At 39.5% G+C, this 14,045-nt stretch carries 10 protein-coding genes; 2 read left to right on the top strand and 8 right to left on the bottom strand.

The genetic code is table 11. The features are described 5' to 3' along the window. The first annotated feature begins 1 nt into the window (after window position 1). Window positions 2-1,285 (top strand): putative metalloprotease CJM1_0395 family protein, encoded by a 1,284-nt coding sequence (locus EGC86_RS11230; RefSeq protein ID WP_123777622.1) that lies wholly within the window; start codon window positions 2-4, stop codon window positions 1,283-1,285. Window positions 1,286-1,843: 558 nt separating this feature from the next. On the opposite strand, the gene EGC86_RS11225 is transcribed toward EGC86_RS11230, so the two are convergent. From EGC86_RS11225 to cmoA, 8 genes are all read right to left on the bottom strand, one after another. Continuing rightward, window positions 1,844-2,743 carry a LysR family transcriptional regulator gene (locus tag EGC86_RS11225; protein WP_123777621.1) on the bottom strand — a complete coding sequence of 300 codons (900 nt, stop codon included), beginning with the start codon at window positions 2,741-2,743 and terminating at the stop codon, window positions 1,844-1,846. A 106-nt stretch (window positions 2,744-2,849) separates the two neighbouring features. Continuing rightward, on the bottom strand, window positions 2,850-3,980 hold the full coding sequence (locus tag EGC86_RS11220) for a DUF3541 domain-containing protein (RefSeq protein ID WP_123777620.1): 1,131 nt from the start codon (window positions 3,978-3,980) through the stop codon (window positions 2,850-2,852). Next, complete coding sequence (locus EGC86_RS11215) at window positions 3,958-5,760, bottom strand: hypothetical protein (RefSeq protein WP_123777619.1); 1,803 nt, start codon at window positions 5,758-5,760, stop codon at window positions 3,958-3,960. The genes EGC86_RS11220 and EGC86_RS11215 overlap by 23 nt, the downstream gene beginning before the upstream one ends. After that, entirely contained in the window at window positions 5,723-6,679 is a 957-nt protein-coding gene (locus EGC86_RS11210) for an alpha-L-glutamate ligase-like protein (protein ID WP_011637646.1), read from the bottom strand. The genes EGC86_RS11215 and EGC86_RS11210 overlap by 38 nt, the downstream gene beginning before the upstream one ends. Next, window positions 6,679-8,187 (bottom strand): UUP1 family membrane protein, encoded by a 1,509-nt coding sequence (locus EGC86_RS11205; protein WP_011637645.1) that lies wholly within the window; start codon window positions 8,185-8,187, stop codon window positions 6,679-6,681. Before EGC86_RS11205 ends, EGC86_RS11210 begins: the two co-directional genes overlap by 1 nt. 8 nt (window positions 8,188-8,195) lie before the next feature. Then, window positions 8,196-8,966, bottom strand: coding sequence for an ATP-dependent zinc protease family protein (locus EGC86_RS11200; protein ID WP_011637644.1), 771 nt, complete (start codon window positions 8,964-8,966; stop codon window positions 8,196-8,198). A gap of 25 nt (window positions 8,967-8,991) precedes the next feature. Beyond that, the gene (cmoB, locus tag EGC86_RS11195; protein WP_059743780.1) at window positions 8,992-9,984 is read right to left on the bottom strand and encodes a tRNA 5-methoxyuridine(34)/uridine 5-oxyacetic acid(34) synthase CmoB; all 993 of its coding nucleotides are present in this window, start codon (window positions 9,982-9,984) and stop codon (window positions 8,992-8,994) included. Then, window positions 9,981-10,712 carry a carboxy-S-adenosyl-L-methionine synthase CmoA gene (gene cmoA, locus EGC86_RS11190; protein WP_123777618.1) on the bottom strand — a complete coding sequence of 244 codons (732 nt, stop codon included), beginning with the start codon at window positions 10,710-10,712 and terminating at the stop codon, window positions 9,981-9,983. Before cmoA ends, cmoB begins: the two co-directional genes overlap by 4 nt. Window positions 10,713-11,105: 393 nt before the next feature. On the opposite strand from cmoA, the gene EGC86_RS11185 reads away from it, so the two are divergent. Continuing rightward, window positions 11,106-13,931, top strand: coding sequence for a diguanylate cyclase domain-containing protein (locus tag EGC86_RS11185; protein ID WP_123777617.1), 2,826 nt, complete (start codon window positions 11,106-11,108; stop codon window positions 13,929-13,931). The last annotated feature ends 114 nt before the right edge of the window (window positions 13,932-14,045 follow it).

The raw sequence follows: 14,045 nt of genomic DNA, 5'->3' as shown, positions 1-14,045 counted from the left end.
CATGAATGCGGCGATGGTTTCTGCTAACACTGGGTCTGTTAATAATACTGCCCAACTTAACCACCGCAATTCTTTATCTGCACCACAAGCTCAACCGGCATCTGCTAAAGTGATAGATGCTCGGCCTGAAATCATCCATTCAAATCAAGTTAGAAACAGTTCATTAAAAAGCAGTTCGCTCAAATCTAGCCCAATTCAAACTACAGTCACATCAGCTTTTAAAGCATCAGTCGACTTTAACCCCAATTTAAGTACGGATACTCATCAGAACGCTCCGTCAAATTCTGTTTCTGCAAATACAAATGGGGTTAAGCCGCCACAAATAGTTGCTGCAGATCCCTTCAATAGTTACAGCTTGAAAAGTGGTCCGCTCAATCTTACTGGTGTATTGAATCGTTCAGCTATTCAAACCCAGGCTACTGATGTCGCTGCTGGAACATTTGTGAGCACAGCTAAACCCACAAGAACGAGTAATGGTGAAGTTGTTAATGCTCAACAGCCTATAGTTAATATCTTTAATCAACCCTCGGATGCTTCAGCGACAGAAACAAATACTTCAGCAGTAGCGACAAATAGGACGGAAGAAAATTCATCCGTAGACGAATCGTCAGTTAATACAGAACCTCAAACGTCAAACAGTCAGGATGATTCAGCAGAGCAGCAAGTTGAGCAGCAGGTAAAAGACAAGCAACAGCAAATAGAACAAGCTGAAATTAAGCAGATTGATCAACTTGCACAGCGAGATACCGAAGTTAAAACTCACGAGCAAGCACATGCTGCAGTCGGTGGAAGTTTAGCGCAAAGCCCGAGTTATCAATATGAAAAAGGCCCTGATGGACGTCGTTATGCTGTGGATGGTGAGGTTAATATCGATGTGTCTACTGTTGATGGTGACGCCCAAGCGACCCTAACTAAAATGCAGAAAGTGTATGCAGCAGCAATGGCTCCTGTGCAACCGTCTATGGCGGATATTCGCGTCGCGGCGCAAGCATTACAAAACATGAATGAAGCAAAGAAAGAGTTAATAACAAATAATTCAGATTCTGTGTCATCTACAAAAATGAATAATTCTAGAGCTCAAAACAGTCAAACTTTAACCAATGATCCCCTTAATGCCGATGATTCAAACATAAGTCTATTGTCTCCTAATCATTCAGTATCAACAGAACAGAGTCATTCTACTATTGCAAACGACACAACAGCAGTTAACGATTCAACTAGTCAATCTCTACCTTCCCCAGAACGTTATTCACAACAACATCAATCCATCGAAATCTACGTATAATATTTTCTATGTCTCTACAGTATTCATACAACACTGATTAAGTTCGATAATTTAGCGCTGCTATATAATCTGACTCAAGATAACAAACGCCAATAAACAGCCCTTTGCCTTGCAGACTGCATTGAATTGACTGTAATAGAACAGTCATTTAGTTATCTATTTACTCTGTTATTCGCTTGTAAGCGACTCGTCTTGCCTGAATTCGGGTTTGAGTAAAATGCCCAGTTTGAAAGTGGTTAATAACTAAGTTTTGATATTTCTCACCTATTATTCCAAGTTCTGATCAAGTCGTTAAGCAGAGCTTGGCTGAAAGCATCCTAGTAGCGCAAACCAAATCATAATGGCCTATGTTTTTTTTTGCCAAATGAACTAATTTATATGGATGACAAGATGCTTAATTGGAAGTGCAGGGCACAGGGATTGACAGAGACGTGCAGAAAGAGAAGGATTCACGAACATGACAAAAATCATGTGTTATGTAGAAGCTGACTTGAATAAGTCGCCATATTGATTAAATATCTACAACACCAAATCTAAGTAAACTTTTTTTGCTGATAATTAACCATTAAAAGGTAAGTTATGCTGTTTTAACATTAAGCTTTCTAATAATTTACAGGCAGGGCCTTGCTGATCTCTATTAGGGACAACCAGATTCAATATTGCTTTTCGATTATTACCTCCACGTAAATGCAGGCGGATGAGTTGTTTATTTTGCAATTCTTGCTGCACAACAAAGTTCGGGATCCAACAAAAACCGATGTTGCGCGCTAAAATGGATTTTGCTTCATGAAAGTTCGATACTGTCCAACGTTGTTCCGCTTTAAGCCAACCAATATCATTGATTGCATTTATTCCCGTATCTTTAATCACAATTTGTAAATGTTGGGCTAATTGCTTGTCATCATCTATGCGTTCTAATTGCGCAAGCGGATGGTCTGGATGGCACACAAGTTCAAAATTTGATTCACATAATGGCTCTGCAATATGACCTTTAGGTGGTGTAGCACAAATAGCAATGTCTACTTCATTATTAAGCACAAGTTCATGAGTACCGGTGATCACCGAGTCGATAATCGTTACCCTTGTACCACGACTTAGTGGTAAAAATTCGTTTAGAGCTGCCACTAGCGTGTCCATAGGATAAATGATTTCTCTGGCGATCGTTAGGTTAGGTTCCCAGCCTTGACCTAAATTATTGGCGAGTTGTTCAAGCTCTTCAACCGATTGGGTTAAATGACGAGAACGACGTAATAACACTTCACCTTGCTCGGTTAAATAGGCTTTGCGACCTTTGACTTCGAGTAAGTTTATACCCAGTTGATGCTGCAGTTTGGCCACTGCATGGTTTAGCGATGATTGACTCTTATTGAGTTTTTCTGCTGCCTGAGCATAACCTCCAAAATCAACGACAGCTTGGACAATTCGCCATTGTTCTAGGGTTGATTTGGCTCTGCTCATTAAGTGTTCTCTTTATTATTGTGTAAAAATGACGAAAAATAATATCATTTTTTGAAATAAAAAAGGCAAATGCACTGCATTTGCCCCAACTTTTCACTGTTAACATTTAGTGTGATTTGGCATCGTTCATAGACGCTTTAGGCTTAACCAGTTTAGGTAAGTATTTCTTAGTACTAGGAATATTATTTAAATATGGTCCTTTATGTAACGTTTCAGGCCAATCTAGTAACATCATTGCTAATACGTTTCTGTGTTCACCAGAAGATAATTCAGCTTTGCCATGTGGTGACGGGATCATCATCAGTTTAGGATCGTAAGCTGCAATCACATGCTTTTTAACTTTATCTACCACTGGGTTATCACCGTTGCCAGTAATTAAGAAACTAATACCTACTTCAGTAATAATATCTTCGGTAGTATCGGTCAAAATGCGATCAATGTTTTTTTCAAAGTAATTTAAAATCCACTGATATTCTTTTGGGTCAACCGAATGTTGATAATACTCGCTAGCTGAAAAAATAAAGTGAGTCATACCATAAACTTTGTTTTTATATTGACTCTTTTTGAGCTTAGCATCATTGCTGTCAGGATAAGTGTTAATGAAGGCTTTTTTGTAAGCTTCATAATAATCACCGACACCAACTTGCTTAGCCCAGTACACATAGTTAATTAGCTGTGCCGCCCAAGCTCTGATCATCTTCTTATCTGTTAAAGCGGGTTCTAAGTTGGCATTTTTTAACGTTTTAATCATTAAATCATGACACGGTCCGGTAAAACCAAACTCGTCTACACGACTGGCGTAACGTAATAAAACATCGCTATATAACATAAAATTCGGGTAAGGGGCGATGGCTTCTTTACGCGCGATACCGCGAGGACCTTTGCCTAACTTATCCACTTCAATTTGTGATTCGCTTTTAATAAAACCGGGTTTATCAAGATTACAAGAATAGTAAGCTTGGCGCTCTGCAATGGTTAGTAAATCGATTAATGAGCCATTAGCGTATTTGGTTTCGCCCGTCATACGAAATTGACGAATAGCATAATGCCCTTGCACACGCGGAGGTAATGAATAAAGGTTGGTTTCTAAATTGGTTTTAATTCCTTGATAAACTTGATCAGCCGTTAAATTATGTGATGTTTTTTCAACTGACTCTTTAGCGAACGCCACACTACTAAACAACGTAGCTGACAATAGTAAATACGAGAGTGTTTTACTCTTGCGTAGTTCCAGCATGTTTAAATCTCCTGATAAGTGAATGTGGGTCAATTGGTAGGCCAATAAGCCGCTCAAGTTGATCGTTTAAGGTTAAATGTGTTTCGTTTACAACCAATAAATCAAATATCTCATTAGGCGATATTTGGGCTGGTGTCTTTGCAATGATTAATTGAGCCAATGCCGTTTGCCATAAAGGAAGATAATGATTAATACCTTGATTAGCAATAGCTTGATAACTAAATATTGCATCCGTTGCGTTTGGCCATGGTAAGCCAAAGCTTTGTTCAAAAGCTGTAGACAGAGATTGATTATGGCTTAACCAAACCTCCTGCTGCGCACCTTTGAAATCACCTTTATATTGATAAAAAGCTAGCGAAACCTTTGCTCTAAATACCCATAATTGTTGTTGATATTGCGCCACTAATCGATGACGTTTAGACAATTTTGGTAGGTTTAGCTGCTGCTCAAGGTAGTATGCGAGCCATTGCGTGGCAATCGCATGGGCCTCAGTGTTTTGTGCTCTATTGGTGAGGAAATAAAACTGACGACCTTGCGCCAAGGATACTATTGCTCGACTTAATGCGTTAATTAATTTTTGTTGTTGTTTTACGTGGGTTAATTGTGATGGAAAGTTTAGCGAATATTGACCGAATTGATGACCTATAACAGTTTGTTTTATCAATTGACTATCTACGTTTAAAGGATCGTGTTGTTCATCTTGTGTATATGTAAAAATTTCTCCCATTAATCGCTGTTGGTGCCAAACGCGGATGAGTTGCGTATCACTAAGGCTGTTTTGTTGACTATCACTAGGCGACGTCGTTTTGTCTATTTTAGAATGATCAACTCTAGCATCACCTACTGTGATGAATTCAAACTTGAGATCTAAAGCTTTTAGGCTTTCGAAGATTTTCTGTAAAAATGCATCCGTAGCAATCGGCTTTATGGTCGATGAATTACTGACTCGGCTAAGAGCATTGGCGATATTCCATGGCGCAATATCAAGGTTAATTGTTTGGCTTGCTAAGAATTGCGTTAACAACTGTGGCGTTAGGTCATGTAATGAGAGTTGTGCCTGTGCGCTATTATCATAGTCTTGAGCAATAGCATGCTGTTGTTGTAATTGATGGATTAATGCAAGCGCTGAAGCTTGTTTGTCTTTCGCTCGAATTTGATAGGCAAGCCAAGCCTGTTTTCTACAATGTTCATTGGGCTGTTTAAGTAAATATTTGGCAATACGAATTTCAATATTGGTATTGTTGCTATCCGCATTCAGTTCATTAGTTAATGCACAGTCCGGCTGATTAAACTGCATGGTAAATTGCTGCTGTGATAATGCTTGATTATTGCTTGCCTGGGCGCTGTGCAGTTTTGACTTTTGGATTAACTCCCACTGCGATTCTCTTATGGCGACTAAGCGTTGTCCTAATTGATCATAAGGTGGTCGAAGCTGTAGCAACTGATCAATTAAGCGTTGGGTATTGGTTGCTGTAGCTAGCGCATAAAGTTCATCGGCAAGGTGTAATTGACACCATAATAAGCCTTGTCTATTTAGGCTGTCGTTGGCGAAAGGGCGGTAATATTGAATTCTGTCGTTGATATTATTTAACGCAAGTGTGCGTTTTTCAAATTCAACAGCTTGTTGTTCAACAGACTGAAAAGAAACAAGCTTGTCTTGTCCTAAATCAGGTTGATATTGTAAGCACTGTTCGACGAACAGTGCTAAGGGATTAGCCACAGCGCTTGCTGTGGCCAAAATATTAAAAAATAGGGTTGCTACAAAAATGCTTTTTAGCATAAGCCACGCGTTCCTCAACTGACATTGTTGAGCTTTTCATCGCTTCGACATGCTTAAGTCGAGGTAAAATCCCTCTACCGTTGGCAATTTGAATTGTTAGACCTGGTCGTGCATTCAATTCAAGTAGCAGTGGGCCTTTGTTTTTATCTAACACCATGTCAGTACCTAAATACCCTAACTCGCACATTTCGTAGGCACTCGATGCTGTGTGGAGTAAGGTTTCCCAATGAGGAACTTTGATGTTCGACAGTGGAAAATGAGTATCAGGATGCTTATCAACGGGTAAATCAAATTGCACAGCATGCAAACTGCTTCCGGTAGCGATATCCAAACCCACACCTACAGCGCCTTGGTGTAAATTTGCTTTACCATCAGATGCAGCAGTTGATAAACGTAACATTCCCATGACAGGAAAGCCTTTAAACACAATTAAGCGGATGTCAGGGACACCTTCATAACTTAAGCCTTCAAAAACTGGATCAAATTCAATTAGTCCTTCAACAATCGCGACATCAGGCTTACCGCCGAGTGAGAATAAACCACTTAAAATGTTAGATACATGACGATAAATTTCACTATGAGTCACTTCGTGGCCATTGGGCTTGTAATAACAGCCATTGCTCACTCTGGTGATTACCATAATGCCTTTACCGCCAGAACCTTTTGCCGGTTTTATGACAAAACCGCTACGGTCAAGAACCATAGCTGGAATTTCTTGGATTTTATGTTGTTCATGAACAACCCCAATTAAATCGGGAACCGCAATGCCATTAGCAAGCGCAAGTTGCTTAGTAATTAGTTTGTCATCAACGCGTTTATAAAACTTACGCTGATTATAACGACCAATATAGCTAATATTGCGCCTGTTCATGTTGAGTACACCGCTACGGCTCAATTCCCAGGGCCAGGCGTACTTCATTATTGCTCTCCAACTAATGGTTTAAAGCGTTTTAGCTCAGTTAAACGGTAACCAGTGTACTGTCCCATCACTAATACCAAGGCTAAAATCACTAAATGAATGCCTAAGAAGTTGAATACCCAATGTTGAACTAATTGGTTGTCCATAGCTAAGTACGCCAATGTCGCCACAAATAAGCTACCGCCACCCGATACAAAGACTTTTTTAGGACCTTCTTCTTCCCACAGAATAGACATACGTTCAATAGTCCAGGCAAGAATGATCATCGGGAAGAAGGTAATGGTTAATCCTTCACTTAAACCTAACTTGAATGAAATTAAGGTAAACAAGCCGATAATAAAAATCACCACTATAATGACCGCCGATATTCGGGATATGAGCAGTAAGTTGAGTGTGGACAGATAGGAGCGGATCATTAAACCAAAGGCAACAATCAATAAGAAACCGATTAAGCCAGTTAATAGGGTAGTTTGGATGAACGCTAGCGCAATCAAAACAGGCATAAAGGTACCTGATGTTTTGATGCCAACAATGACACGTAAAAACACCACGACTAATACGCCGATTGGGATTAATAGAATGCCTTTAAAGGTGCTTTGTTCTTCAAGTGGTAACTGATATAGGGAGAAATCCCATGCATCGTCATTCATCATCATGTCGATAGATGTTGCTAATGCTGAACGAGTATCTTGTAGCATTGAGAAATTAACTAATGAATTATTTCCTCCCATGACATCTAGCACAGAGTGACCAGTATATTCCCATAGCACTAGGGTATTATCACGGCCTTTTTTGTTGTTTGGGACGTCAAAAAGCTCCCATGCTCCATCGTTATAAACTTGCACATATGATGTAAGCTGTTGACGACGTCGCTGATCTTCAAGTTGCAAACCATTAACGATACGTGCAGGGACACCTTTTGAATGCAGCATGCGTACAAACAAATTGGTTGAAGTATTAGCAGATAATAACAACGCCATATTCTGGCTTTGATCGTTATCGTTAATCAAATTCATCAATTGTTGAGCAAACGATAAATTAGTCGCACTGCGAGCCCATACTTCTTCAATGACTTGCTCTGCTGCTGATTTTTCTGTTGCAGGCCATGAATATAATTCTGGCGTGGCAGGTTCTTCGACAGCTTCAATATTAAGCTTGCCTGTCGGTACTAAAGTCACTCGGTAATATAATGCTTGTGAGCCAGAAGCATCACGTATTGACCATACTGCGCGACGATTATGGGCATCAGCTGAAATATTTAAGCCATAACCTGGTGATGATGCATTTTCAACTAAGATGTCAAATGCAGGATCGTTCGGTAATGAGAAATTGACCTCAGCAGGTTGATTCGTTCCATTAAAACTGATTTTGGCATCCACAGCCCAGCTTTGTACCTGTTCACCAGGTAAAAAAGGCACATTGTGTTCAACACCACGATATATGCTGGTGCTAATACCAATGATAAATAGCAACGCAACGAATATGTAAAACGGTTTACGAGAATGCATTACGGATCCTACTTAATTAACGTGGTAATTTGGTTTTTGGCTTTACCATGAACGTAGATTTGGCCTACATCAACAATGGCAATATCTTTCATAAACTTACGACCTAGTAACAAAGGATAATCTAGGTGGCTTCGATCCGTAAGGTTTAAATCCGTTTCGGCTGCATATTTACCTATTTTTAAATGGGCGTGGATAACTGGGCGGCGATCATCACCTGTATCAGCATCTTGTTTTATACGGACAAAGCGCTCAACTTTAGATTCAAATGTATTGACGGGTTGGTCTATTCCATTAGTCATCACGTCATAGCGAACCCATTGTTCGCCTTCTCGTTCAAACAATACGATATTGCGCGCATCTAAAGATGATGACTCAGCACCAGTATCGATGCGAGTCGCAAACTTGGCTTTGACTTCATCAACAAATACACTCTCGACTTCACCAAGTAAAAACTTCTCGCCAATCATAGCTTCCGGACATTGTTGTGGAACCGAGACTGGTTTTGGCATTGGTGGTTGAACAATGATGGTTTTTGGTTTTTGACTCATCGCGGTGCTTATCTGAGTCTTCAACTTACGCATTTCCTCAGAAAGAGCGCTTATGTCGCTTGCTTGCTGACTATTCTGTGAATTAATTGCATCAATAATGACGGTTTGCGAAACTTGCAAACTGCTATTCAAGTCAGCATTTGTCAGCGGAGGTGTTATTGGTTTTTGGATGGTTGTACAACCCGATATTAGGGCCGCTGCAACGGATAGAGCAATTACCTGCTTTAACATGTCAATTCCTGTTGAATAGTAATATTTATACTAGATCGTGATTCGGTTGGTTCTTTGTTGCAATAATGATGGCCCTCTTGGGCGCGGGATAACCTTCTACGGTTAAACTCACATCATTAGGATCGAGATAATCGACTAGAGATTCATTTTTCATCCAGTGGGTGCTGCGTTGTTCTGCCAGTGAGGTGATATCGATGTCAACACAACGAATATCAATAAACTCACATTTCTTTAACCATAACATTAAGGCAGCAACAGATGGTATAAACCAAACGTTGTTCATTTTGCCATATCTATCTTGTGGAACAAGTACTGCATTTTCATCGCCATCAATCACCAGTGTTTCAAGTACCAGTTCACCACCGACTCTTAATTGGTCGCGTAATTGTAGTAAATGGTCTATCGGTGAGCGACGATGGTAGAGCACGCCCATAGAAAACACCGTATCAAAGGCATCTAATGGAGGTAATTCTTCTATGCCCAGAGGCAACAAATATACTGGGTGCTGATTGCCGGCCACTCGTTTGATTGCTTCAAATTGGCATAAAAATAACGGTGAAGGATCAATGCCTACAACGCGAGTTGCACCATCACCTAACATCCGCCACATGTGGTAGCCACTACCACAACCCACATCTAACACAGTGCGATTTTTTAATGGCGAAATAAAATTTTTGACTCGATCCCATTTCCAATCACTGCGCCATTCAGTATCAATTTGAATACCATGAACGGAAAATGGACCTTTACGCCATGGTTGAAACACCGCCAGTAAATTAGTGAGTTTTTCAACTTGTCCGGGGCTGAGTTGTTCTCCTGTTCCAATCGTTACACTGCTACTAAAATCGATATTATCCGGTTGAGGATAATGTAATTTATTGAGCACTTTTTCCCATTTAGGTAAATTACCGTGTTTATGATCTCGTTGCCATTTACCTAAAATTGCCGGTAAAGTTTCTAACCAGTGTTGTAGGTTCGAATCAGCAATGTCTTTATAAAAAGAGCTAAAATTGATCATTTAATCGCTACCATAGATGCAAAGTTAAAACATTGAAACCAAACTGAGAAGTGACTAAAGCCGTTTTCGGTTAAGCGTTGTTGGTGTACATTTAAGCTGTCTGGACGCATAACGTTCTCTAATGCACTGCGTTTCTGACTTATCTCGAGCTCACTATACCCATTTGAGCGCTTAAAATCTAAATGCTGTTCATCTAGTAATTGTTGGATATGGTTATCTTCAAAGAATAATTTTTCTGAAATGACTAAAATTCCACCCGGTAACATACCATCGTAAATACGTTTAATTAAAGCATCCCGATCATGAGTGGGTAGAAATTGTAGGGTAAAGTTTAACACCACCATAGAGGCATTCTTGATGTCGATATCTCTGATATCAGCACACAATAAATTGACTTTGATGTCGCTGACATACGCTGCAAGATTTTCAGTGCAACGTTCAATCATCGACTGACTGTTGTCTACCGCATAAATTTGACATCCGCGCCCTTCAATTTGGCGACGAATGCTTAACGTAGCTGAGCCTAATGAACTGCCAAGATCGTATATATTGCTTTGGGGTGTGACAAAACGGTTAGCAAAATCACCAATGGTATTGATGATTTGTGCGTAGCCAGGAACGGAGCGACGGATCATGTCATTAAATACACCGGCAACACGTTGATCAAATTGAAAATCTGTAATTTGGTCGGTCACATGAGCGTATATCGTATCTTGTTGAGAGTTCATCAGCTGTAATGTGGAAAAGTTAGAAATGTATTTTAGCTAATCATGGTGAACTGCAGCAAGTATCTAGCTGGTAATTTGTGAGTTTTTTTTCAATTTGTTGACAATCATGTTAATGAGGCTGGTTTTGAATGCTCATGAATGCTGGTATTATGTACATAAGCTTCAGATTATTAATTTCTATTCATAAAATTAGCATGACTCAAGACTGAATAATGATATTATTTATCATTGTTACAAAATAGCAACAAAAGATGTTTGCTATGCCTTTCAAGCATTTTACGCTCCTTCATGATTCATATCGTGCCTAAGGGGTAAGTAAATTCACCTGAAAATGGCAATGACTAAGCTTATTAAATAAATAAGTATAAAAAGTGAAAGTATTAGGGAAAAAACTTGAAATTTATACCTTGGATATTAGCAATGTTATTTGCGTGGATATCATTACCCGCGCAGGCAATACATTCAGATAAAACCGAACTGTCAGTAGATCATGTACCCTTAGTCATCGTGATGGGTGAAGATACTTATCCATTTGAATATTTGGATGAGAAGGGCACTCCAGCAGGGATTTTGGTCGATTTATGGCGCGAGTGGTCCATCATTACTGATACTAAGGTACAATTTGTGTCTCGGCATTGGCAACAGTCACTTGATCAGCTGGAACAGAAAAAAGCTGACATACATATTGGTATGTCTCAAAACCAAGCACGGTTGAAAAAGTTCGATTTTGCAAAACCATTTACTTCCTTAAATACCTATTTATACATTCATAAGTCGCTGAGTAGTAAAAAACAAATTAGCGATTTGGTTCCCTATCAAGTCGGTATCGTCAGTGGATCATCCCATGAAGCAACATTACTAGCGCTAGAACCTAAGCTTAGTTTTAAGCGTTATCAAAATCGTGAACAATTATTACAAGCCGCCGTAAAAGGTGAGCTATTTGTTTTTGCCGGTATTGAAGGATACCAGCGCAATTTGGCGCTTGAACAAGACATAGCCGCCAACTTTTACAGTTCATCGCGTATTCTCATCAAAAAAATCAACCTAGCCCCTGCGGTGGTAAAAGGGGATTTGGATCTTCTCAACAAGATTAACCAGGGCTTTAAATTAATACCTGCAAAAGTTATTCAGCAAATAGAGCGGCGGTGGTTAGGTTATCATCGACAAACTACAGGGGTGATTATCGCGATGCAAAACGGTGTCGAACCTTATGCGGATATCGGTGCTGATGGATTACCACATGGAATGTTGGTGGATTTGTGGACTTTATGGTCTGAAAAAACCGGTATCAATATTGATTTTGTCGCTGGTGACATGAGCAGTACAATTGATGATGTTAAACGTGGTGTCGCAGATGTTCATATTGGTTACCCTGAAAGCCAAGATATGCGCACTGGTTTGAAACAAGCGTGGCATATTATTTCGGTTAAAAGCCGTTTTTTTAGCTCAAACTTAACATTAAATAACATTGAAGACATTGCGATGCGGATTGGCGTTTATCCTACCGCGCCTTATATCAGTGATATTAAAAAAGCTTTTCCTAAGGCGCAATTACGCTTTTATGATTCATTAGATGCCATGGTTAAAGCCGCACGTAACGATGAAATCAGCGGTTTTGTTTCATCTGCAGCAATGACGTCTCATTATTTATTGGCTAATAAGTTGTGGGCAGAATTTCGTCAATATACTGATATCGAATTTTCGACAGATATGTATGTATTAACCCGTATTGACGACAGTGGTTTAGCCGATCGGATTCAAGCTGGATTTAATTTAATTTCTGTTGAAGAACAAGTTCAGGTTGAGCGTAAATGGTTAATTAATCCAGATGACCGCTTTTTTGCGAATTCTGCCAATAAAATAAAATTAACAACGCAACAAAAGCAATATGTTAGTAGTTTAGGAGCCATTAAAATGGGTTACCTGAAAAATTGGGCCCCTATGGAATTCCAGGGCAAAAATGGTGAGTTTTTAGGGGTGAATGCAGACATTAAAAACTTACTAGTCAAGCAACTCAATTTAACTATTATCCCAGTGGCTTACGATGATTTTGGTAACATGATGAATGACCTAATTAAAGGTGAAATTCATTTAGTGGCCAGTATGGCTAAAACGGTTGAGCGCGAAAACAAACTAGCATTCTCTTTAGCATATTGGCCATCACCTTGGGCGATAGTCACGTCGCTAAGCCAACCTCCCATTTTTAATATTTCACAGGTCACAGGTAAACGTCTGGCTGTTGTTGACGGTTACCATATTGTCGATCAGCTTCGCCAACAATACCCAGGTATAAAATTAGTGCCCGTTGCAGACACTAAACAAGGTATGGAAGCCGTTATCACCGGTAGCGCGGATATGTTTGTTGAACAAGTTGCAACATTGGCGACTACGTTAAAAGGTGGCCAATATCCGAGTTTGAAAATGTCTTTATTAGCAGAGTTAACCGAGCAGCACAGCCACATAGGGTTATTCCCAGGCGTGAAAAATTTAGTGCCTTTGATTGATAGAGTAATTGCGACTATCGATGAAACCGAACAACAGAACATGTACCAAAAATGGGTCTCGCTAGATCTTAATAGTGACACATTACGCTATCAACGGTGGTTGAAAATATTAGTGATTGGTTTGTTAATTATCACCCTAATAGCCATTGTAATATTAATGTCGAATCGGCGCCTAAATGTCGAAATTCAAAAACGCCTTAAAGCTGAAGAAAATCTTCGATTTATGGCCAATCATGATAATTTAACCGCATTGCCAAATCGCAGTTTACTTGACGATAGATTAGCGCAAGCCACATTGACTCATCATCGAGATAAATCAAAATTTGCACTGTTGTTTATTGATTTAGATGGTTTTAAAGCAATAAATGATCAATATGGTCATCATGTTGGGGATAAGTTATTACAGCGTATCGCCCTATTATTAGGCAAGCATGTAAGAGAATCTGACACGGTTGCTCGCTTTGGTGGCGATGAGTTTGTGGTGTTATTAAATCATATCGAAGCCAAAGAAAATGCCCGTCAAGTGGCTGAAAATATCTTATTAGGATTAAAGAAACCGTTATTAATCGATGATATTAATGTCTCTATTTCGGCCAGTATTGGTATCGCTATTTTTCCTAATGATGCCGATACCGCTGCTTCATTATTGAAAAAATCAGATCAGTTAATGTATCAAGCTAAAAAGGTGGGCGGTCATCAATATAAAATGAGCTGATTTTAGTTGCTGATTTTTCCGTCAGTTGATCCAGTTTATTCGCTATAGGTCTGGTTAATTGATGCAATCTGCCTGATACTTCAATGCATAAGTTTGAGTCACGGTATATAATGC

Origin of the sequence: Shewanella frigidimarina, assembly GCF_003797125.1 — a bacterium.
GTDB classification, from domain to species: Bacteria; Pseudomonadota; Gammaproteobacteria; order Enterobacterales; family Shewanellaceae; genus Shewanella; species Shewanella frigidimarina.
The sequence above is the reverse complement of the archived record's forward strand: the minus strand, read 5'-3'. Positions and strand labels throughout refer to the sequence as shown.

What these genes read in the sequence shown, in the direction of transcription:
- EGC86_RS11230 (WP_123777622.1), top strand. Translation starts at nt 2, where the DNA reads ATGAATGCGGCGATGGTTTCTGCTAACACTGGGTCTGTTAATAATACT.
- EGC86_RS11225 (WP_123777621.1), bottom strand. Translation starts at nt 2,743, where the DNA reads ATGAGCAGAGCCAAATCAACCCTAGAACAATGGCGAATTGTCCAAGCT.
- EGC86_RS11220 (WP_123777620.1), bottom strand. Translation starts at nt 3,980, where the DNA reads ATGCTGGAACTACGCAAGAGTAAAACACTCTCGTATTTACTATTGTCA.
- EGC86_RS11215 (WP_123777619.1), bottom strand. Translation starts at nt 5,760, where the DNA reads ATGCTAAAAAGCATTTTTGTAGCAACCCTATTTTTTAATATTTTGGCC.
- EGC86_RS11210 (WP_011637646.1), bottom strand. Translation starts at nt 6,679, where the DNA reads ATGAAGTACGCCTGGCCCTGGGAATTGAGCCGTAGCGGTGTACTCAAC.
- EGC86_RS11205 (WP_011637645.1), bottom strand. Translation starts at nt 8,187, where the DNA reads ATGCATTCTCGTAAACCGTTTTACATATTCGTTGCGTTGCTATTTATC.
- EGC86_RS11200 (WP_011637644.1), bottom strand. Translation starts at nt 8,966, where the DNA reads ATGTTAAAGCAGGTAATTGCTCTATCCGTTGCAGCGGCCCTAATATCG.
- cmoB (WP_059743780.1), bottom strand. Translation starts at nt 9,984, where the DNA reads ATGATCAATTTTAGCTCTTTTTATAAAGACATTGCTGATTCGAACCTA.
- cmoA (WP_123777618.1), bottom strand. Translation starts at nt 10,712, where the DNA reads ATGAACTCTCAACAAGATACGATATACGCTCATGTGACCGACCAAATT.